Origin of the sequence: Marinobacterium arenosum (genome assembly GCF_019795155.1) — a bacterium.
Taxonomy (GTDB): domain Bacteria; phylum Pseudomonadota; class Gammaproteobacteria; order Pseudomonadales; family Balneatricaceae; genus Marinobacterium_C; species Marinobacterium_C arenosum.
In genome coordinates this window covers 1-19,813 of the sequence record NZ_JAILYN010000001.1, presented here as the reverse complement: position 1 = coordinate 19,813, position 19,813 = coordinate 1, and the positions used below count along the sequence as shown (strand labels likewise).

The following is a 19,813-nucleotide window of genomic DNA, read 5'->3' as shown; positions in this document are numbered from 1 at the left end:
GGTATAACTTATAGTCAATAGCCCAACCAACCGTAGTCCTGCATTGAGGTGTCAGTGATCGTCAGGTCGATATCCAGCCCAAAGCCCCGGCCAAATCGAAACCACGCTCCAGGGTCCAGAACGTGGCTATCAACAAGCAAGGCAGCGCCAACGCTGGTTGCGGGCCAAATCGTTCCAGCGGCCAATATTGCCTTATCAAAAACAGTAGCGGGGTGGCGGCGAGATAGATGGACAGCTGACCCAGCTCTATTCCCAGATTGAAGCAGAACCAAACCATTAACAGGTCGCCGGGTGCGCTGCCGCTGGCCTGTTGCAGCACGAAGGCGAAACCGCACCCGTGCAGCAGGCCGATCAGGAATACCCGGCCCGCCAGCAGGCGATCGCCTTTGCCGAGCAGCAGGAGGACACCGCTGTAAAGGATAGTCAGTGCGATGGCGGTTTCGATCATTGAAACAAACCAGCCAGATGCCGCAATCCAGCCTGCAGTGCCTAGCGCCAGGGTCAGCGAGTGGCCCAGGGTAAAGGCGAGCGAACTGCGCAGGAAGCTGCGCCAGTGCTGTGCCGCCAGCATCAGGGTCAGCATGAACAAGACATGATCCAGGCCGATCAACACGTGGTGAAAGCCTACGCGAATCTGACTGAGTAGCGATACCCGTGTGGATACGGTTTGCAACTCGGCGTACAGCGGCCCCTGCGAACTCTGGCGTTGGCGACCTTCGGGGCGGTGTAGCGTCAGGATATTGATCGAGCGGGCGGCGATATCCGGCCACTCATGTCGGCTGCTGGTAACGGACTTGATATTGTCGAATGTCAGCCCCGGGTAAAAAGCGCGGTAATCGATCACGGCATCGGCCACTAGCAGCGGTTGTACCGGGAGGGATAGCGGTTCGGTCAGTTGTGCGCGGATCTGTGGTAGATGACTGAAAGGGCTACGCTCGCTGATCGGTTCGATACGAATAGCTTTAATCTGCGGGGCTGGGGAGGCAAGCTCCAGATCTGATTCCAGCAGTAATGCCTGGCCTAAGCGCTCACGCAGTAGTATTGGGTCTCTGACCAGTGCCCGTCTATCGAGCAGCAAGGTGTCAGGACGCCCGGTCTGATCAGTGTCTACGTTGAGGATGCTGTAGGGTACCGGATCGCCAGGTTGCCAGTTTTCCGGTAGTAACACGGCGGCCAATGGCAGGCGGGCATAGAGCCAGCTGCCGCTGTCGGCGGGTTCGATATGGACAATCCGGGCGAGGTGGTTCTGAAAATGGGCGCTGGCGGTGCCGCTGGTCGCCAGGGCAATGGCGACCAGCAACCAGCACAGCCAGCGGTACGGTTTGCTGTGCATGGCGGTACCTGCAGCGGCGGCGGACCGCCGCTGTCGTTCGGATGAAGGGAAGGTTAGTCGCGCGGATCCCACAGGCGGGAGGCGGTGGTTTTCTCATAACCCTTTCCGTTTGGTGCAGAAACCAGCTCCATCTGCATCCCCCAGGGTGACATGAAATAGATCCAGGTCAGCCCTTCCAGCGGACCATCGGTAAACGGATGCGGTTTGCCGAGGAAGCGTACGCCACGCTGTTTCATATAGGCGATGGAGGCATTCAGATCGTCGACGTAGAAGGCGATATGGTGGCCGCCGATGTCACTGTTTTTTGGCTGAGCCCGGCGCTGGTCGGGTGACTTGTATTCGAAAACCTCAAAATTGGTGCCGTTGCCGCAACGTACCAAGTGCGCTACCGGGATCTCGGCGCGTGGATTCACATCAAGGTTTTCCTTCATCCAATCGTCTTCAAAGGGACCAAACGGACCGATAGTGAAGAAGGCTTGGCAGCCCATCACCTCGACAAAGAAATCCACGGCCTGATCGGCATCCGGCACGGTAAAGCCGAAATGGTCGGTGCCTCGCATACCGGGCGTGGCTGCGTTGGCCAGGGGGCATAGAATGGCGAGCAGCAGTATGCAAAGCCTATTGGGTAGTTGTTGCATCATCTAAGACATCCTTTTTGTTTTTTTACTAGCTTTTCGGAGTAGTTGAACTACCGGCGGAATTCAGCAAAAGGGATGCCAGAGTTTCGCAACGGCATAAAACAGAGTTGGTCGTCGGCGGAAAGCCGCTGACCATGCGGTTTTCATAGAGGCGATTCAGTCGGTCTGAGGGAGGAGCGGTGACAGCAGTCCGTTGCATTGATACAGACAGTCGCAGCAGCGAGCGCGACAAAGTGTGTCAGCCAGCTCCACAAAAAATCGTCGTGCCCCTCGAACTTGGTGTTCAGGTATTAACGGAATTTATCGGCAACCGTTTCGAGCACTGGACATGAGTCTACATCGGTCTGCTCCTGTAGGGCGTCGATAAGACACATCGAAAGCGTCACGTCGATGCCGACGTTCTTCGCTGCTTAACTCGACATTGATACACCCTGCCGTGGCCTAAAATCGTCAGCACGTGGCTTCCGGCAACTGTCTCCGGTCGGGTTGTCATCAGATCGACGCATGGGTCGTTCAGTATGGGCCCGGTTGAGGCTTCATCGACCTTGGTCTCAGCAGTCGTTGTTGGTTAAACGTGCATTGTTGTCTAAGCTGAACGGCTTGATAGGAAGCAAAACGGACTGTCGGTCGGTCTTGAGTGACGGACCATGGCGTCAGCAGACCAGGCAGTATCAAACACAGGGAGGTGAACCAGATGACCGGTATATCCAGATCGGTTTCTATCCTTTCTCATTGGCCTTCAGGGCCTGCTACCTCTGAAGAGGTGGCTCTTTACCTGCGACAATTTGACGCATGTCATTACTCTTTAAGGGCAGGGAGCCTATGCTGGCCAATATAAAGTTGTACTTAGATTACATTTTTGTGGGGCCCAGCATGATCTCCTTTGTTGTCGGCCGTTTGCTTACGGTCGTATTGCTGCTTCTTTTGGGGTTGTCCAACTCCTTTGCCATGGTGCCGGTGCCTGAATCCTCCCAGCTGGAGGCGCTGCGTCAGGCGTTTCCCGATGCGGACCGAATCGGCGAGAAAGCGCCGGTTGGCGATAGCGAAATGCTGGTCCGCCAGCTGTTCGATGGCGAGGAACTGATCGGTTACGCCTTCGAAAGCGACGATGTGGTCGATATCGCCGCCTATTCCGGCAAACCGATCAATATGCTGGTGGCCTTCGATACCGAGGGTAACTTCCGTCACAGCCAGGTGCTCGAGCACCATGAGCCGATTCTGCTGGTGGGTATTCCCGAACAGAAGCTGTTCGACTTCGCCGATCAGTACCGGCAGTTGAAGATCACCGATAAGGTGCGGGTCGGTGCCGCCAACAGCGAAGACGTGATCAGCGTCGATGCGGTATCCGGCGCCACCGTCACCGTGATGGTGGTCAACGAGACCATCATGCGTGCCGCCCGCAAAGTGGCGATGGAGCTCGGCATCGCCGGGCTGTCCAAGACTGCCAAAACCCCGCCTGCTACCGTCAAAACCGATCTCCACCGCCAGGCGAGCTGGTCGGAGCTGACCGGCGATGGCTCTATTCGCCGGTTGTACCTGACCCGCGGCGATATCGACGAAGCGTTCAAGGGCACAGCGGCCGAAGGACCCGGGCATGGCGAACAGAAGCGCCAGCAGCCGTTTATCGAGCTGTACTACGCGCCGGTGAACATTCCGACCATCGGCCGCAACCTGCTGGGCGACAGCCAGTACAACTGGTTGATGGGCGAAATCAAGCCGGGCGATCAGGTGATCGCGGTGATGGGCGAGGGGCGTTACTCGTTCAAGGGTAACGGCTATGTCCGTGGCGGTATCTTCGACCGTACCCAGCTGCGCCAGGACGGTAAGGTGATCAGCTTCCACGACACCGATTACTACCGGCTGGACGATGTCTTCATCGACGGTTTTCCGGGCTTCATGGAGATGGCGTTGTTCATTGTCCGCAACCAGTATGAGTTCGACCTCGGCAAGCCCTGGCAACTGGAGCTGCTGGTACGGCGTCAGGTCGGCGCATTGGATAGCGTGTTCACCAGCTTCTTCGGCGATTACAGCACCCCGGAGCAGTATATCGAGCGGCCACAGCCGGTGGTGGCGGAGCCGGAAGCCGAGCCGGAGCCGCTGTGGGTCTCGGTTTGGCGTGACCGGGCATTCCAGATCGGCGTGCTCAGCGTCAGTCTGGTGCTGCTGACCGCGGTGATCTTCCTGCAGGACTGGGCGGTGCGCTATCCGAAGTACCTGCATCTGTTCCGGCGGCTGTTCCTGGTCTACACCGTGGTGTTCATCGGTTGGTATACCCTCGGCCAGCTGTCGATCGTCAATGTGTTCACCTTCGTGCATGCGCTGATGGGCAGGTTCCAGTGGGAAGTGTTCCTGCTCGATCCGATGCTGTTCATCCTGTGGGGTTTCGTCGCCATGACCCTGTTGCTCTGGGGACGCGGCATCTTCTGCGGCTGGTTGTGCCCGTTCGGCGCACTGCAGGAGCTGATCAACGAACTGGCCCGCAAGCTGAAGATCAAGCAGTTCGAACCGCCGTTCGGGCTTCATGAACGGCTCTGGGCGGTGAAGTACATCATTCTGCTGGTGCTGTTCGCGATCTCGCTGGAGTCGCTTAGTGAAGCCGAGCGTTATGCCGAGGTGGAGCCGTTCAAGACCGCCATCATGCTGAAGTTCCAGCGTGAATGGGGCTATGTGCTGTACGCCGGCGGCCTGCTGTTCGTATCGATCTTCACCCGCAAAGTCTACTGCCGTTACTTCTGTCCGTTGGGTGCCGCGTTGGCGATTCCCGCCAAGATCCGGCTGTTCGACTGGCTGAAACGGCGCAAGGAGTGCGGCCAACCCTGCCGTATCTGCGCCAACGAGTGTGAAATCCAGGCGATCCACCCGGATGGCAAGATCAACGCCAACGAGTGCCACTACTGCCTGGATTGCCAGATGACCTACTACAACCACGACAAATGCCCGCCGCTGGTGCAGAAGAAGCGCAAGGCGCTGAAGCAGGCGGAGGCGAAACGAATTCCCACCGTGGATGTCAGCGAGCCGGTCAGCTGAATGCCGACCGACGTACTGGGATCGCAATCAAAACTGGAGACCTACCATGATTAATCCGAAGGACAAGCATCTTCCCAAGATCGACACCGAAGACGCTCAGGCCAGTGAACATGTGAAGATGAGCCGGCGTCTGTTCCTGGGCGGTTCGGCAGCCCTGATGGGTGCGGCGGGAGCCGGTGTCGGCGCGTCGCTGTTGCCGGCCACGGCGCAGGCGGCTAAGGGGGGGCCCGCATCGGCACATGTCGGGCCGGGTGAGCTGGATGAATACTACGGTTTCTGGAGCGGCGGCCACTCCGGCGAGGTGCGCGTCCTCGGTCTGCCGTCGATGCGCGAGCTGATGCGCATCCCGGTATTCAATACCGATAGCGCCACCGGCTGGGGTATTACCAACGAGAGTAAGGAAGTACTGGGTAACACCGGGCACCTGAACGGTGACTGCCATCACCCGCATATGAGCATGACGGACGGGCATTACGACGGTAAGTACATCTTCATCAACGACAAGGCCAACAGTCGTGTTGCCCGTATCCGCGGCGACATCATGAAGACCGACAAGATCACCACCATCCCGAACGTCCAGGCGATCCATGGTCTGCGAGTGCAGAAGGTGCCGCATACCAAGTATGTGTTCGCCAACGCGGAATTCCGCATGCCGCATCCGAATGACGGCAGTGAAATGGATGCGATCGACAAGTACTTCACCATGTTCTCGGCGGTCAATGCCGAAACCATGGAGGTGGATTGGCAGGTGATCGTGGACGGCAACCTGGACAACACCGATGCCGACTACACCGGCAAGTACGCCTTCTCCACCTGCTACAACTCCGAAGGGGCGGTCGATCTGGCCGGCTCGATGCGTGCCGAGCGCGACCACCTGGTGATTTTCAATATCGAGCGGATCGAAGCGGCGGTCAAAGCCGGCAAGTTTACTACCCTGGGTGATTCCAAGGTGCCGGTGCTGGACGGTCGCAAGGGCTCCGAGCTGACCGCCTACGTGCCGGTGCCGAAGAACCCGCACGGCATCAACACCGCGCCGGGTGGCAAATACGCGGTGGCCAACGGTAAGCTGTCGCCGACCGTGACTGTATTCCAACTGGATAAGTTTGACGCGCTGTTCGAAGGCAAGATCAAGCCGCGCGATACCGTGGTGGCCGAAGTGGAGCTGGGCCTGGGGCCGTTGCACACTGCCTTCGATGGCCGCGGCAACGCCTACACTACATTGTTTATCGACAGCCAGGTCTGCAAGTGGGATGTCGAGAAGGCGATCAAGGCATACAACGGCGAGAAGGTTAACTACATCGTCCAGAAGCTGGATGTGCACTACCAGCCGGGCCACAACCACACCACCATGGGCGAGACCCGCGACGCCGATGGCAAGTACCTGATCTCGCTGCAGAAGTTCTCAAAAGACCGGTTCCTGCAGTGTGGTCCGTTGCATGCCGAGAACGACCAGCTGATCGATATCTCCGGCGACGAGATGGTGTTGATCCACGATGGCCCGACCTATGCCGAGCCGCATGACTGCATGATCGTGCACCGCAGCAAGGTGAAAACCCGCAAGCTGTATGACCGTAAGGACCCGACCTTCGCCTCCACCGTGGCGATGGCCAAGGCCGACGGCGTCAATCTGGAAACCGACAACAAGGTGATCCGCGACGGCAACAAGGTACGGGTCTACATGACCTCGGTGGCGCCGAGCTACGGCATGGACAAGTTCACCGTCAAGCAGGGCGATGAGGTCACCGTGGTGGTGACCAACCTCGACCAGATCGAGGACGTGACCCACGGCTTCTGTATGGTCAACCATGGCGTGCAGATGGAGATCAGCCCGCAGCAGACCGCCTCGGTGACCTTCGTGGCCGACCAGCCGGGGGTTCACTGGTACTACTGCAACTGGTTCTGTCACGCACTGCATATGGAGATGCGCGGACGTATGCTGGTTGAAAAGGCCTGATCGGCCGGATAGTGAGTCAGCCGGGCTGAACCTCTGTTCAGCCTGGCAGCCTCCGAGCCCGGCATCCTTGGGTGCCGGGCCTTCTGCTCTTTGGAGATGTCGATGAAGTTACTGGGTTACTCCATCGTTGCGTTGACTGGCTGGCTGATGTTGGATTCGGCGCAGGCGGCGACCTGGACGGTCACGCCGGATCAGAATCTGCAGCAGCAACTGGACCAGGCGGATGCAGGCGATCTGCTGTTGCTCAAGCCCGGTGCCTACCTTGGCAATTTTGTCATTACCCGACCGTTGACCCTGCGTGGTGAAGCCGGCGTGGTGCTTGATGGCATGGGACGCAAGCACGCCCTCGAGATTCAGGCCCCCGATGTGACGGTGGAGCAGCTGGAGATCCGCAACTGGGGCGATGATCTGACCACTCTGGATTCCGGTATCTTTGTCGCAAGACAGGCGACCGGTGCGCGTATTGCACGCAACTATCTGCATGGCGATACCTTTGGCATCTGGGTGGACGCGACCGCCGATGTGCGGATCAGCCATAACCGGGTGAAGGGTAATACCGCCGTGCGTTCGGCGGACCGTGGCAACGGCATTCATCTGTTCAACGTGACCGGTGCGCGGATCGAGCACAACGAGGTCTGGCACACCCGGGACGGTATCTATATCGATACCAGCAACAAAAACGAATTGATTGGCAATTACCTGCACGACCTGCGTTACGGCGTGCACTACATGTATTCCTACCATAACCGGGTCAGCGGCAATCACACCCGCAATACCCGCACCGGTTATGCCTTGATGCAATCCAAGTTTCTGACTGTGACCAATAACCGGTCGGAGAACGATGCCAACTACGGCATCCTGATGAACTACATCACCAATTCGACGATTCGCAACAACCTGATCAGCGGTGTGCAGAACAGCCGCAATCCGATGATGCAGCAGGTATCGACCCGGCCGGAAGGCAAGGCGCTGTTCATCTACAACTCGCTGTACAACAAGATTATCGGCAACCACTTCAGCCATAGCGATATGGGAGTGCACCTGACCGCCGGGTCCGAAAACAATATTCTCAGCGGCAACGCCTTTATCGACAACCGCGAGCAGGTCAAATATGTCGCTACCCGCCATCAGGACTGGTCCCACGAGGGGGCCGGCAATTACTGGAGTGATTATCTGGGCTGGGATATGAACGCCGATGGTATCGGCGATACCCATTATGAGCCCACCGATGGCGTCGACCGGTTGCTGTGGAAATTTCCCGCCGCCAAGGTGCTGTTGAACAGCCCGGCGGTGGAAACACTACGCTGGGTACAACGGCAGTTCCCGGTACTGAAATCGCAAGGGGTGGTGGACAGCCATCCGTTGATGAGTATTCCCGCGCTGGTCCCCGACGAAGCCCATGCCGAAGGCGGCGAGGGGGACGGCAACGATGCGGAGTCTGAACATGACAAACATAGTTGAATTGAACAACGCCCAGAAACGCTATCAGGGCGTCGATGCGCTGAAGGGCCTGGATCTGGAACTGAAGCAGGGTGAACTGCTGGGGTTGTTCGGCCATAACGGCGCCGGCAAGACTACCACTATCAAGTTGATTCTCGGCCTGATCAAGGCCAGCGGTGGTGAGGTGCGGGTATTCGGCGAGGACCCGACCCTGGCATCGGCCCGCCGTCAGCGTCGCCAGCTGGGTTTTTTGCAGGAGAACGTCAGTTTCTACGAGCAGCTGACCGGCTTGGAGGTACTGCGCTATTTCGCCAACCTCAAGGGGGTGACGCGTAGCGAGTGCGATCGGTTGCTGGCGCAGGTCGGCCTGGCCGACGCCGCCCGTCGGCGGGTGAAAACCTACTCCAAGGGGATGCGCCAGCGGCTCGGTCTGGCCCAGGCGCTGCTCGGCGAACCCAAGCTGTTGCTACTGGATGAACCGACCGTCGGTCTGGACCCGATCGCCACCCAAGATTTTTACCATCGGATCGCCCAGCTCAAGGAGCAGGGCTGTACCGTGGTGCTCTGCTCTCATGTACTGCCCGGCGTTGAGAAATATATCGATCGGGCGCTGATTCTCGGCCAGGGCCAGCTACTGGCCGAAGGCAGCCTGGAGCAGCTGCGCCAGCAGGCCCGGTTGCCGGTCACGCTGAATCTGCAGGGTAGCGATATCCGCCTGCCGGAATCCCTGCAGCGGCAGGCAACCCGTCACGGCGACGGGTTGCGTCTGCAGGTAGCGCTGGCTGACAAGATGCCGGTGATGCGCCAGCTGCTGGCTGTGTCCGGCGTCAGTGATCTGGAACTGCACCTGCCGTCGCTGGAGGACCTTTACAGCCACTTTATCGGCAACCATCAACTGCAGGAGGAGTCGCAATGAACGCCATTGTCACCGTTGCCCGCAAAGAGTTCCGCGATGGCCTGCGCAACCGCTGGGTGGTGTCGATCGCGGCGATCTTTGCCATCCTGGCGACCGGGCTGGCCTATTTCGGCTCCGCCGCCGCCGGCCAGGTCGGATTTACCTCACTGTCGACCACCATCGTCAGCCTGGCCAGCCTGGCGGTGTTCATCATTCCGCTGATTGCGCTGATGCTGGCCTATGACGGGCTGGTGGGCGAGGAGGAGAGCGGCACCCTGCTGCTGTTGCTGACCTATCCGCTGGCGCGCTGGCAACTGCTGCTCGGCAAGCTGTGCGGCCATGGCGCCATCATGGCCTTCTCGACGCTGGTCGGTTTCGGTTCGGCGGCGATCATCATGGGGCTGTTTGCCGACACCGTCAGTTGGGCGGAGATGTTAGTTCCCTATGGCCTGTTCATCCTGTCGGCGGTGCTGCTGGGCTGGATCTTCGTGGCCTTCGCCTATCTGATCAGCGCACTGGTCGGCGAAAAGTCCAAGGCGGCGGGGCTGGCGTTGATCGTCTGGTTCCTGTTCGTGCTGGTGTTCGACCTCGGCTTGCTGGGGCTGCTGGTTGCGACCCAGGGCGATGTCGATGCCCAACTGTTCCCCTACCTGCTGCTGCTGAACCCGACCGATATATTCCGTCTGGTCAATATCAGCTATTTCGCCGACCAGCAGCTCAGTGGCCTGATGGCTATTGCCGAGCATGTACGGCTGTCCACCGCCGCGTTGCTGGGCAGTCTGCTGGTGTGGCTGCTGCTGCCGGTGACGGCAACCCTGGCAATCTTTAACCGGAGATCACTGTGATGCGTGTGTTAAACAAAGGACTGGTGGGCGCACTTTTTCTATCGCTGGCGGCGCTGCTAAGCGGATGCAATGAGCAATCTGCTGAGCAGCAGACGGTGCAGCGAGCGATGGCGATCGAGAGTGGTGAGGAGTGCCACCTGTGCGGCATGCTTATCGGCAACTTCCCCGGGCCCAAGGGGCAGTTGTATGAGCGGGGCCACCAGGGCAGCAAGAAATTCTGTTCAACCCGTGACCTGTTCGCCTACCTGCTGGACCCGGAGCACACCCACAATGTTCAATCGGTGTTCGTGCACGATATGGCGGTGACGCCCTGGGATCACCCGGACGACGAAACCTTCATCGATGGCCGCCAGGCCTGGTATGTGCTCGGTTCCTCCCGCAAGGGGGCGATGGGACCGACCCTCGCCAGCTTCAAGCACAAGACGGACGCCGAAGCCTTTGCCAGCCAGTACGGCGGTAAGCTGGCCAGTTTCTCCGAGGTGACCTTGGAACGGTTGTCGCATGGGCATTGAGGGTGGTTGGCAACCTCTCGAATTGTTACGGGGCTGCTACGAAGCACGGAGCCCTGTAGCAGCGGGCTCCGACCGCGAGAAGGTTGGCTCAGTCTGCGGGCGTCTTGCATCTTGGGCGCTGTGTAGTCGGGTATACTTCCGTTAGAGTGCAACAGGCTCTCACCCCATTGAGAGCCGGCGCTAACGCGGAATTTCCTGGCCATGCTGAATCCCAAGCTCGTTGCCAAGCGCAAACGGATAAACCTGCTGCAGACCATCCTGCTGATCGGTGCGATGGCGTTGATTCTGGCGATCTGCGCAGAGCTGATATTCGGCGGCGGGGTCTGGCTGGCGGTGTTCGTCGGGGTAGCCCTGTCGCTTCTGCTACTTCCGGCGGTTTCGCCCCGCTGGGTGCTACATGCCTATCGGGCCCGCCGGCTGACGCCGACCGATGCGGGCCAACTGTACGCGGTTACCTCGCAGTTGGCCCAGCGGGCCGGGCTGAGTGCCGTGCCGGAGCTCTATTGGATACCGAGCACTGCCTTGAACTCCTTTGCCGTTGGCAGCCCGGGCAGGGCGGCTATCGCCGTCACCAGCGGACTGCTGGAACGGTTGAATCTACGCGAGGTGGCAGGCGTATTGGCCCATGAAACCAGCCATATCGCCGGCAACGATATGCGGATCATGGCGCTGGCCGATACCGTCAGTCGACTGACCCACTTCATGTCGCTGATCGGATTGCTGTTGGTGTTGGTGTCTTTGCCGCTATTGCTGTTAGGAGAAGGCTTCATATCGCCACTGCTGATCGGCTTGTTGTTCGTAGCACCGATGCTCAGCGCACTTTTACAGATGGCATTGTCTCGCACCCGGGAGTTTTCCGCCGATCTGGAAGCGGTCCGCTTGACCGGTGATCCTGATGGTCTGATGTCCGCACTCTACAAGCTGGACCGTCAGGAGATGAGCTATTGGCGAAGGTTGCTTGACTCGGGATACCGCAACCCCAACCCCTCGCTGTTACGTAGCCATCCGGATACCGAAGAGCGGGTGCGCCGGTTGCACGCCTTGAAGACCCCCGGGACCCTGACGTCGGCCCTGAACGAACAGTCAAATCCGTTCTGGGTAAGGCCAACCGGTTTTGATCACCAGGGACGGCCCCGTTACCGGATCTTCCACGATATCTGGCGCTAAGCGATGCTGCGCCGGCGGACTCAAAGCCGCATGCCGAAGTTGTCGAACTCGATCTCCTGCTGGCAGCTGATGCCCATCTGGTTCAGTGCTTCATCCAGATAGCTTGCCAGCAGCGGTTTGGCCAGCAGGTATTCGGCGATGTATTCGCTATGGGAGTCCTCCGCATCCTTGAGAATGCTCTGCCAGTCGCTGAGTTCATAGTCGCCGCGCCCCAGCCACATCAGGGCCACCAGTTCGAGCTGCTGGTCCGGTTCAAGGTCGTCAATCAGACTTTTAACTTCCTGGTAGGTCAGGTCGCTGCTATGGTCGGCCAGTGTCTGGCGTGCCCAGTCTTCGGCCGGGCTGTCCGGTTCCTCCGGAATGACCACCTCTTCCTTGGCGTGAAACTCGCGCGCTTTCTCGATCAGCAGGCAGACCGTTTCGGAATTCAGGTTCAACATGGTGCTACCCCTATGGTTATGGGTGGCGACCGTCGGATGCAGCCAGGCTGCAGGCCTATACGCTCGGTGCCTACTTTCCTGATAGTACAAAGAACCGCCTGTTTCAAAGGGCTAATTGTTCAACCGTCGGACGTCAGGGTTTTGATATGGTCCGTAGGGTCCTGTCCGACGATGCGGACGCTGATGGCACAATGCAGCTGCTGAAAGGAATAGAAAAACTCGGCTTGTAACAGCGCCGCCAGTTTGTCGGCCAGCTCTATCTTGTTGCGTTGATCGAGCGGGCTGGGAGTACGGACAGTCAGTTGAATAAAGGCGTTTTCTTCGTCTCCGTTGCCGATGAGGTACCGGTTGAACACCTGCGCGCGGCCCTGGATCTCCTCTTGGCGAATCCCCAGCGTCTGGCACAGCAGACTGTGGAGGGAATAGAACAGCTCCTGGTTGGTGAAGCGCTCCTGAATATTATCCGAATACTCGAGCAGGCAGTCGTACATTCTGACCCTCCTTCTGCGCTTTATCCTAAGCGTAGCTTGCGCAGGTGGGGGAGATGGCAAAGCTGATCAGATATCGGCACGCTTGGACAGCACTTCGCCGCGCACGGCTCCCGGGCGGAACAGAGTACAGCCTTTAAGCCCAATCTATAGGCCTTCTCAAACAGCTGATTTACCTGTTGGTCCTCGGTATTGCCCATCACGAAACAGTTTATCAGCGACACTCGCCGCTCGGTGCCGGCACCGGCCAGGATCCGCCCGCCGGGCAGGAATTTGAATCCCTTCAGGATGGCGAGGAACTGCGCGGCCCAGTCGTCGCGATTCTTGGCTTGGCGGCAGCGGCAGCCCGGGCAACCCGAAGCCAGCTGTCGACGATCGATTTTTCAGCCATGCCATCGTGGCGGTCACGATAGCGGGAGTCCCAGATCTGTCTGGAGAGCGGATTGCTGAAGATGCTGGTCATGGTCAGGGTTGGACTGGGCTGGGTGCCTGTGTGGCCTTTGGTTTTCGTTTAGCCGGCTGTTCCCGCCAAGCCGGGCACAGTGGACTACTCTCAAAAAAGATATCGGTTGCTTGCGGCGTCTGGCGTCGCCGGTGAAACACGGGATGGTTGGTGCTGGGAGGTGCAGCATGCCAAGGTTTCAAACGGAAAATATCCGCAATATCGCGCTGGTGGGCCATGCGGGGGCGGGCAAGACCACGTTGGCCGAGAGCCTGTTGCATCGCGCCGGTGCGATCAACACGCCCGGCACGATCGAGCGTGGCAACACGGTGTGCGATTTCACGGAACAGGAGAAGCTGTTGCAGCATTCGCTGGAGGTGGCGCTGTGCAGTTTCGACCACGGTGGCGGTCATGTGAATCTGCTTGATACGCCGGGCTACCCGGATTTTATCGGCCGCTCGATCAGTGTGCTGCCGGCTGCTGACAGCGTGGCGGTGGTGGTCAACGCCCAGTTGGGCATCGAACAGGTGACCCAGCGGATGCTGGAAATCAGCGCTCGGCGCGGACTCTGCCGGATGATCGTGATCAACAAGATCGATGCCGCGGACAGCGAGCTGGCCGCTCTACTGGAGCAGATTCAGCAGCAGTTCGGCGCCGAATGTCTGCCGCTGAACCTGCCGGCTGCCTCGGGCGACGCGGTGGTCGACTGCTTTTTCGAGCACGGTGACACGCCGACCCTGTTTTCCTCGGTGGCCAAGGCGCATGATGCGATCGTCGACCAGGTGGTCGAAGTCGACGAGGAGCTGATGCAGCTCTATCTGGAGCAGGGCGAGGAGCTCAGTCCCGAGCAGCTACACGCGCCGTTCGAGCAGGCGTTGCGCGAGGGGCACCTGATCCCGGTCTGTTTCGTGTCGGCCCGCACCGGTGCCGGTATCGACGAGCTGTTGCAGATCTTCGCCCGGCTGATGCCCAATCCGCTGGAGGCCAATCCGCCGCCTTTCCTGAAGGGCGAGGGTGAGGAGGCTCAGCCGGTTGATGTGACTGCGGACCCGGATCAGCATGTGGTCGCCCATGTGTTCAAGGTGATGGTCGACCCCTACATGGGGCGGCTCGGCCTGTTCCGCATCCACCAGGGCACGGTCACCCCCAACAGCCAGCTGTTTATCGGCGATGGCCGCAAGCCGTTCAAGGTTGCCCACCTGCTGAAACTGCAGGGCAAGCAGCATGAGGAGGTCGCCGAGGCCTGCCCCGGCGATATCTGCGCGGTGGCCAAGGTCGACGATATCCACTTCGACGCGGTGCTGCACGATTCCCACGATGAGGATCATTTCCATCTGAAAACGCTGGAGCTGCATCCGCCGATGTGCGGTGTAGCGATCAAGCCGACCCGGCGCGGCGACGAGCAGAAACTGTCCGATGCGCTGCATAAGCTGGTGGCGGAAGACCCCAGCCTGCGCATAGAGCACCGTGCATCGCTGAATGAGACCGTGCTTTACGGTGCCGGCGATCTGCACCTGCGGGTGGTGCTGGAACGGATGCGCGAGCAGTACAACGTCGATGTCGATACCCAGCCGCCCAGCATCGCCTATCGAGAAACCGTCACCATGCCGGCCGAGGGGCACTACCGTCACAAAAAACAGACCGGCGGCGCAGGCCAGTTCGGCGAAGTGTTTCTACGTATATTGCCGCTGGAGCGGGGCGAGGGGTTCCGCTTCGTCAACCGGGTGGTCGGCGGCGCGATCCCGTCGCAGTTCATCCCCGCCGTCGAGAAGGGTGTGCACCAGGTGCTGGAATCCGGCGCCATCGCTGGCTATCCGTTGCAGGATATCGAAGTGACGGTCTACGACGGCAAGCACCACTCGGTCGATTCCAAGGAAGTGGCCTTCGTCGCTGCCGGCAAGAAGGCGTTCCTGGATGCGATCAACCAGGCCAAACCGATCCTGCTGGAGCCGATCGTCGATGCGGTGATCCTCACCCCGGCCGACAGCGTCGGCGATATAACCGGCGATATCTCCTCTAAGCGAGGCCTGATCAACGGTACCTCGGTGCTGCCGCAGAACCGGGTACAGATCTCCGCCCAGCTGCCGTTGTCGGAGATGGATGGCTATCAGTCGAAACTAAAATCGCTGACCGGTGGCGAGGGCAGCTTCACGATGGAGTTCAGCCATTACGAGGCGGTGCCGACCAAGGTGCAGCAGGAGCTGATGGCCGCCTACCGGCCCGGTGCAGACACCGATTGAGTTTTTAATATTTCCGGGCACGCTGCTAATGGAGTGTCGGGGATGCCGGGTGATCGCCGGATTGTCGGACCACGCGGGCGCGCCTTCCACCGGTTCTCTCCAGTGTAGGAAGCGCGCCCTTGCGGCGATTGCTGCTTTTTTACAGCTTTTCGAGCCGGTCACCCAGTGTGATTCGGCCGCTGCGGACCACCTTGGCGCAGATGCCGCCGTGGCCGATCATCGCCGCCACGGCACCCTTGCCGAGCGCCTGTTCCATCCGCGAGCAGGGGTGACAGTAGGCGGTCGCTTCGAACTCGGCATCGCCGATGCGAAAGCGCTGGTGGCGCAGCGCGTGCAGGTTGATACCGGACACCACCAGGTTGCGTCGCAACAGCTCCGGCGCGATCCGCTCAAGGCCCAGATAACGGGCGATCAGTTCGATCTCCTCCAGCGCGATCAGGGTGACCTGGCGGCTTGAGCCGGCCGTGCCGCGGCTGCGGTGATCGCCGGCCAGCCCCTGCTCTGCGATTGCTTCGGCCTGCTCGACGATCTGCATCTCGCCGCGCCGCTGCGGGCGCAGCCCGATCCACTCCAGCCGGCCCGGCGGCAGTTTTTCCGTATAACGGCTGAGCAGCCGAGCTGCTGATTTCATCGTTACTTCCCGAGACCGGTGAACAGGTAATTAAAAAACCGGGATGATCTCCGCCGGGTCGAAGGCGACCGTCTTGCCGTCGATGCCGATCTCCGGAATCGCCGGGAAGGCGATACCGTGCGGTTCGACCAGCCCCTTCATGCGCAGCAGTGCCTGGCGCCAGTTCTCGCGGCGCTCATCCAGCGACAGGATGCCCAGGCCGGCGTCGGCGGCCTGCCGCTCCAGCAGCTGGTGGGCCGGCCGCCAGCTGTCCGGTAGCTGCCAGAACTGCTCGGGCGGTTCGTACAGGATACCGCTGAGAAATACGTAGCCGGCGCGCAGCTGTTTGCTGATCTGCTGTTTCTCGTCGTCGCCGAGCCGCGGCAGCAGCTGCTGCAGCAGCGTCAGGCAAATCCGCAGGTGGCGGGTTTCATCCTGGCCCACCTTGCCGAACGCCTCTTTCAGCGCCGCAATACGGCAGCGCTGATGCATCTGCTGGAACAGCGTGGCGGCGGCCACTTCGCCCATCAGGAAGGAGGCGAACAGGATTGCCAGCGGGTAGCGTTCGACTCCCTGCTTGAAGCCCTGCCAGTAGCGGGCGCCGTTATGGAAGTACCAGCGGATATTGTGCTGCGCCAGCTTGCCCAGCGTCGTTTCCGGAGTGTAGCCGAGCGGTCCGTTGGGGGTCAGGGTCTGGATGGCGCGCTGACAGACCTCCTCGTGGTTGACCTCGTCCCGTTCGATCAGGAAGAAGCATTTGCGTACCGGGTCCTCCTCATGCTGTTCGTAGGTGTGGATCAGCGCGCGGGCGAACACCGCCGGCCCGGAGCTGTCGAACACCGCCAGGCAGGCGAACCAGTAGGCGATCGCGTAGCGCTGGTCAGGGGTGAAATCGGCCGGCTGGAGGCGTTGCCAGGGCAGCTCGGCCGGCGTCCAGGATTGCCGGCGGGCCGATTCGTAGATCTTCAGCAGCGCTTCGGTGTCGGTATGCCACTCGATCGGGAAGATATTGCCGGCCGGTATCGCTGGCGGCTCGCTGCAACGGGCCAGCAGCTGTTCCAGATCGGCTGCGGTCTCAGGCAGATCGGGCGGCGGCTCGCTCTGTTGCAATAGCTGTTCGGGATCTTTGGCCATGGCCGGTTCTCCCGTGCGGTCTGTATATTCTGTTTATGTCAGGGGGAAACAGGTTTACGCCGGGCCGCCGCAAATGCCAACGGCCTCCTGTTCAGTGTAGGAGCTATTGAAAATGAGGAGGCGGGCCGGCCATGGCGGCCCGCCCGCAGGGGGAAATGCGATCAGATGTAGTTGGGAATGCTGACCTCGGCATGGCGCATATGCAGCGACAGGCCGAGTGAGGCGAGGCCGCGCTCGCCGAGCAGTTTGGCTGACAGCGGCAGGAACTGCTCCTCCTCGAAGCGGGCGTGGGCCAGGTACTCGTTGGCCAACTTCATTGCGGTCACCCGATCCAGCTCCACCCGTTTGCCTTTCGCGAGTTGCCTGATATCCGGTTCGATCAGCCGCCACAGGGTCTCCAGCTGGCGGTGCTCGTTGGTCAGTTGCTTGATCATCGCCTTGGCGGCCTTGCCGTCGGCACCGTTGCGGGCGCTGTCGGCCACCTCGGTGAACAGCTCCTGCTCCTCCTCGGCATGGTGTTCCAACACCACCCGATGGAAGAAGTTGTAAAGCTTGTCGGCCAGTTGGCGGATCTCGGCTTGTACCGGATCTTCGATAACCGATCCGGCCAGCTCCCTGAGTCGTTCGAAGTTGTCGATGATGCCGCTGTGGCAGTTGGAAAAGTCCGTCAATGGATTGTCCGGGCATCCTGCAGCGGAGTTGTCGGGTTTGGTGGTCATCTGCGGATTCTCCAGCTTGAGCTTACGGCTTGCGCTGCCAATTGGCGGTAGATTCCAGCTTATGCGAAGCACTGGCGGCCCGAGAATGATCGATATCAAGAAGTGCACATGACGCAAGGGGCGTTAAGCTTAGGAGACCGGTGGGGTTCGGAGGCGGACGATGATGGATCGAAACGGCGTGACGGGCAGCCTGCTTGGCTTGGCGCTGGGCGATGCCCTGGGCGCCCCATATGAGGGCGGGCCGCTGGAGCAGGGGCTCTGGTGGCTGATCGGCAAGACGCGGCCGGGCCAGCTGTGCTGGACCGACGACACCCAGATGGCACTGGACCTGGCGGAATCGCTGCTGGCCGAACAGGGCCTGCAGCCGGATGCGCTGGCCCGGCGCTTCGCCGCCAGCTACCGCTGGCATCGCGGCTACGGCCCCGGTGCGGCGCGGTTGTTGAAGCGGATCAAACGTGGTGAGGATTGGCGCCAGGCCAACCGGGCGATCTATCCGGACGGTTCCTACGGCAACGGTGCCGCGATGCGGGCGCCGGTGATCGGCCTCTACTATGTCGGGCAAACCGAGGCGTTGATCGAGGCGGCCAGGCTGTCGGCACAGATCACCCATGCTCACCCGTTGGCGATCGACGGGGCGGTGCTGATCGCCCTGGCCACCTCGCTGGCGTTGGCATCGGTCGAGCCCGAAGCGATCTGCAATCGCCTGGCGGAGCATTGTCAGACCGAGCTGTTCCAGGCGAGGCTGGCGCTGGCCGAGGGCTGGCTGCAGAGCGAGGCGGCACCTGAGCCGGCTGAGGTGGTCACCCGGTTGGGCCATGGCATCGCCGCCAGCGAATCGGTCGTGACGGCGATCTATCTCGGCTTCAGGTTTATCGATAAACCCTTTCTGGAGATGCAGCAATTCATCGTCCGCTGCGGTGGCGACGTCGATACCATCGGCGCGATGGCCGGTGCGATCTGGGGCGCGGCGCGCGGCCTGAACGCGTTGCCGGAGGAATATCTCGAACGGTTGGAGCAGCGTCAGCGGCTGGGCAGAGTGGCGGCGCAGCTGGCGGACCGGCTGGTGCCTGCCGGTTCGAAATCGACCGGCTGACTTGCCACGGACAATGTTAGGATCGCCGCCGGGGCGTCTCCCTGCCGGCTCGCGCTGCTATAGTGAGAACAGGCTTCGTTCACCGTCCCGCCCGCAGCGGTCGGAGGCCGGCGGGACCCCGCAACCGGGTGGTCGAGGAGGTCCCCGATGTTGGAACCACTGGATAACAAAGCTGAAGTTGTCGCCCAGCTGAACGAGATTCTGGAGCACGAACTGTCCGGCGTGGTCCGCTATACCCACTATTCATTCATGGTATTCGGCTTCGGCCGGATTCCGATTGTCAGCTGGTTCAGGTCCGCTGCCGATGAAACCATGCTGCACGCAATCCAGGCCGGCGAACTGGTCACCCATCTGGGCGAGCACCCTTCGCTGGGGATCGGCACCCTGCTGGAAACCCACAAGCACGATATTCGCGACATCCTGCTGGAGTCGCTGGCGTTCGAACGCACCGGCGTCGAGAAATACCACCGGCTGCTGGCATTGACCGAGGGACGTAGCGTGTTCCTGGAGGAATATTCCCGCCGGATGATTGCCGAGGAGGAGCAGCATATCGGCGATATCGACAAGATGCTGCGCCGGCCGGGCGAGGTCTCCAGCGTGGTTGAGGAGTAAAAGCGTAACGGGTGCCCGCGGCTGCGGGCTTGGTATCACCTTCGGCTGCCGACCGTGATGAGACTGGCACCGTTCGCGGATGTCGCCCTCGGAGCGGGCTGCTTGTATCTCTCGTTGATGGGTGATTAGCTACCGCCCATCGCAAGGAGCCGGTGAGCCAGGCGGGCTGCGAAGTCGAAAAGACTGCCCTGTAGATGAGGCCCCGGCTCCTATTCTCTTCGAAC

Annotated in this window: 17 protein-coding genes; 10 read left to right on the top strand and 7 right to left on the bottom strand. The window is 60.5% G+C overall.

Features of this window, described 5'->3' with window-relative positions; all coding sequences use genetic code 11:
- Positions 1-61 precede the first annotated feature (61 nt).
- Together K6T12_RS00085 and K6T12_RS00080 are read right to left on the bottom strand one after the other, a co-directional pair.
- Positions 62-1,333, bottom strand: coding sequence for a HupE/UreJ family protein (locus K6T12_RS00085; protein ID WP_222218228.1), 1,272 nt, complete (start codon positions 1,331-1,333; stop codon positions 62-64).
- 53 nt (positions 1,334-1,386) lie between these two features.
- Positions 1,387-1,974, bottom strand: a complete 588-nt coding sequence (locus K6T12_RS00080) for a VOC family protein (protein ID WP_222218226.1) — start codon at positions 1,972-1,974, stop codon at positions 1,387-1,389.
- An 870-nt stretch (positions 1,975-2,844) separates the two neighbouring features.
- On the opposite strand from K6T12_RS00080, the gene nosR reads away from it, so the two are divergent.
- From nosR to K6T12_RS00045, 7 genes are all read left to right on the top strand, one after another.
- Positions 2,845-4,998, top strand: coding sequence for a transcriptional regulator NosR (gene nosR, locus K6T12_RS00075; protein ID WP_222218224.1), 2,154 nt, complete (start codon positions 2,845-2,847; stop codon positions 4,996-4,998).
- A gap of 46 nt (positions 4,999-5,044) precedes the next feature.
- Positions 5,045-6,952, top strand: coding sequence for a TAT-dependent nitrous-oxide reductase (gene nosZ, locus K6T12_RS00070; protein WP_222218222.1), 1,908 nt, complete (start codon positions 5,045-5,047; stop codon positions 6,950-6,952).
- A gap of 102 nt (positions 6,953-7,054) precedes the next feature.
- On the top strand, positions 7,055-8,413 hold the full coding sequence (locus K6T12_RS00065) for a nitrous oxide reductase family maturation protein NosD (RefSeq protein ID WP_222218220.1): 1,359 nt from the start codon (positions 7,055-7,057) through the stop codon (positions 8,411-8,413).
- Positions 8,397-9,308, top strand: coding sequence for an ABC transporter ATP-binding protein (locus K6T12_RS00060; RefSeq protein WP_222218218.1), 912 nt, complete (start codon positions 8,397-8,399; stop codon positions 9,306-9,308). The genes K6T12_RS00065 and K6T12_RS00060 overlap by 17 nt, the downstream gene beginning before the upstream one ends.
- Complete coding sequence (locus K6T12_RS00055; protein ID WP_222218217.1) at positions 9,305-10,132, top strand: ABC transporter permease; 828 nt, start codon at positions 9,305-9,307, stop codon at positions 10,130-10,132. Before K6T12_RS00060 ends, K6T12_RS00055 begins: the two co-directional genes overlap by 4 nt.
- On the top strand, positions 10,132-10,644 hold the full coding sequence (locus K6T12_RS00050) for a nitrous oxide reductase accessory protein NosL (RefSeq protein ID WP_222218215.1): 513 nt from the start codon (positions 10,132-10,134) through the stop codon (positions 10,642-10,644). The genes K6T12_RS00055 and K6T12_RS00050 overlap by 1 nt, the downstream gene beginning before the upstream one ends.
- A gap of 201 nt (positions 10,645-10,845) precedes the next feature.
- Positions 10,846-11,811 (top strand): zinc metalloprotease HtpX, encoded by a 966-nt coding sequence (locus tag K6T12_RS00045; RefSeq protein ID WP_222218213.1) that lies wholly within the window; start codon positions 10,846-10,848, stop codon positions 11,809-11,811.
- A 20-nt stretch (positions 11,812-11,831) separates the two neighbouring features.
- On the opposite strand, the gene K6T12_RS00040 is transcribed toward K6T12_RS00045, so the two are convergent.
- Together K6T12_RS00040 and K6T12_RS00035 are read right to left on the bottom strand one after the other, a co-directional pair.
- A complete protein-coding gene (locus K6T12_RS00040) occupies positions 11,832-12,251 on the bottom strand; it encodes a DUF3775 domain-containing protein (protein WP_222218211.1) in 420 nt (139 codons plus the stop codon).
- 119 nt (positions 12,252-12,370) lie between these two features.
- Positions 12,371-12,742 carry a hypothetical protein gene (locus K6T12_RS00035; protein ID WP_222218209.1) on the bottom strand — a complete coding sequence of 124 codons (372 nt, stop codon included), beginning with the start codon at positions 12,740-12,742 and terminating at the stop codon, positions 12,371-12,373.
- A 627-nt stretch (positions 12,743-13,369) separates the two neighbouring features.
- On the opposite strand from K6T12_RS00035, the gene fusA reads away from it, so the two are divergent.
- Positions 13,370-15,421: an elongation factor G gene (fusA, locus tag K6T12_RS00030; protein WP_222218207.1), complete on the top strand. Its 2,052-nt coding sequence runs from the start codon at positions 13,370-13,372 to the stop codon at positions 15,419-15,421.
- A gap of 139 nt (positions 15,422-15,560) precedes the next feature.
- Here fusA and K6T12_RS00025 read toward each other — a convergent pair whose 3' ends face one another.
- The 3 genes from K6T12_RS00025 to K6T12_RS00015 all read right to left on the bottom strand — a co-directional run bounded on the left by K6T12_RS00025 (position 15,561) and on the right by K6T12_RS00015 (position 17,884).
- Positions 15,561-16,052 carry an MOSC domain-containing protein gene (locus tag K6T12_RS00025; protein ID WP_222218205.1) on the bottom strand — a complete coding sequence of 164 codons (492 nt, stop codon included), beginning with the start codon at positions 16,050-16,052 and terminating at the stop codon, positions 15,561-15,563.
- Between the two features lie 30 nt (positions 16,053-16,082).
- Positions 16,083-17,165 (bottom strand): hypothetical protein, encoded by a 1,083-nt coding sequence (locus tag K6T12_RS00020; RefSeq protein WP_222218203.1) that lies wholly within the window; start codon positions 17,163-17,165, stop codon positions 16,083-16,085.
- A 161-nt stretch (positions 17,166-17,326) separates the two neighbouring features.
- Positions 17,327-17,884 (bottom strand): hemerythrin domain-containing protein, encoded by a 558-nt coding sequence (locus K6T12_RS00015; RefSeq protein ID WP_222218201.1) that lies wholly within the window; start codon positions 17,882-17,884, stop codon positions 17,327-17,329.
- Between the two features lie 160 nt (positions 17,885-18,044).
- On the opposite strand from K6T12_RS00015, the gene K6T12_RS00010 reads away from it, so the two are divergent.
- Both K6T12_RS00010 and K6T12_RS00005 read left to right on the top strand, forming a co-directional pair.
- Complete coding sequence (locus K6T12_RS00010; protein WP_222218199.1) at positions 18,045-18,977, top strand: ADP-ribosylglycohydrolase family protein; 933 nt, start codon at positions 18,045-18,047, stop codon at positions 18,975-18,977.
- A gap of 147 nt (positions 18,978-19,124) precedes the next feature.
- Positions 19,125-19,589 carry a ferritin-like domain-containing protein gene (locus tag K6T12_RS00005; protein ID WP_222218197.1) on the top strand — a complete coding sequence of 155 codons (465 nt, stop codon included), beginning with the start codon at positions 19,125-19,127 and terminating at the stop codon, positions 19,587-19,589.
- Positions 19,590-19,813: the final 224 nt, after the last annotated feature.

What these genes read in the sequence shown, in the direction of transcription:
- K6T12_RS00085 (WP_222218228.1), bottom strand. Translation starts at nt 1,333, where the DNA reads ATGCACAGCAAACCGTACCGCTGGCTGTGCTGGTTGCTGGTCGCCATT.
- K6T12_RS00080 (WP_222218226.1), bottom strand. Translation starts at nt 1,974, where the DNA reads ATGATGCAACAACTACCCAATAGGCTTTGCATACTGCTGCTCGCCATT.
- nosR (WP_222218224.1), top strand. Translation starts at nt 2,845, where the DNA reads ATGATCTCCTTTGTTGTCGGCCGTTTGCTTACGGTCGTATTGCTGCTT.
- nosZ (WP_222218222.1), top strand. Translation starts at nt 5,045, where the DNA reads ATGATTAATCCGAAGGACAAGCATCTTCCCAAGATCGACACCGAAGAC.
- K6T12_RS00065 (WP_222218220.1), top strand. Translation starts at nt 7,055, where the DNA reads ATGAAGTTACTGGGTTACTCCATCGTTGCGTTGACTGGCTGGCTGATG.
- K6T12_RS00060 (WP_222218218.1), top strand. Translation starts at nt 8,397, where the DNA reads ATGACAAACATAGTTGAATTGAACAACGCCCAGAAACGCTATCAGGGC.
- K6T12_RS00055 (WP_222218217.1), top strand. Translation starts at nt 9,305, where the DNA reads ATGAACGCCATTGTCACCGTTGCCCGCAAAGAGTTCCGCGATGGCCTG.
- K6T12_RS00050 (WP_222218215.1), top strand. Translation starts at nt 10,132, where the DNA reads ATGCGTGTGTTAAACAAAGGACTGGTGGGCGCACTTTTTCTATCGCTG.
- K6T12_RS00045 (WP_222218213.1), top strand. Translation starts at nt 10,846, where the DNA reads ATGCTGAATCCCAAGCTCGTTGCCAAGCGCAAACGGATAAACCTGCTG.
- K6T12_RS00040 (WP_222218211.1), bottom strand. Translation starts at nt 12,251, where the DNA reads ATGTTGAACCTGAATTCCGAAACGGTCTGCCTGCTGATCGAGAAAGCG.
- K6T12_RS00035 (WP_222218209.1), bottom strand. Translation starts at nt 12,742, where the DNA reads ATGTACGACTGCCTGCTCGAGTATTCGGATAATATTCAGGAGCGCTTC.
- fusA (WP_222218207.1), top strand. Translation starts at nt 13,370, where the DNA reads ATGCCAAGGTTTCAAACGGAAAATATCCGCAATATCGCGCTGGTGGGC.
- K6T12_RS00025 (WP_222218205.1), bottom strand. Translation starts at nt 16,052, where the DNA reads ATGAAATCAGCAGCTCGGCTGCTCAGCCGTTATACGGAAAAACTGCCG.
- K6T12_RS00020 (WP_222218203.1), bottom strand. Translation starts at nt 17,165, where the DNA reads ATGGCCAAAGATCCCGAACAGCTATTGCAACAGAGCGAGCCGCCGCCC.
- K6T12_RS00015 (WP_222218201.1), bottom strand. Translation starts at nt 17,884, where the DNA reads ATGACCACCAAACCCGACAACTCCGCTGCAGGATGCCCGGACAATCCA.
- K6T12_RS00010 (WP_222218199.1), top strand. Translation starts at nt 18,045, where the DNA reads ATGATGGATCGAAACGGCGTGACGGGCAGCCTGCTTGGCTTGGCGCTG.
- K6T12_RS00005 (WP_222218197.1), top strand. Translation starts at nt 19,125, where the DNA reads ATGTTGGAACCACTGGATAACAAAGCTGAAGTTGTCGCCCAGCTGAAC.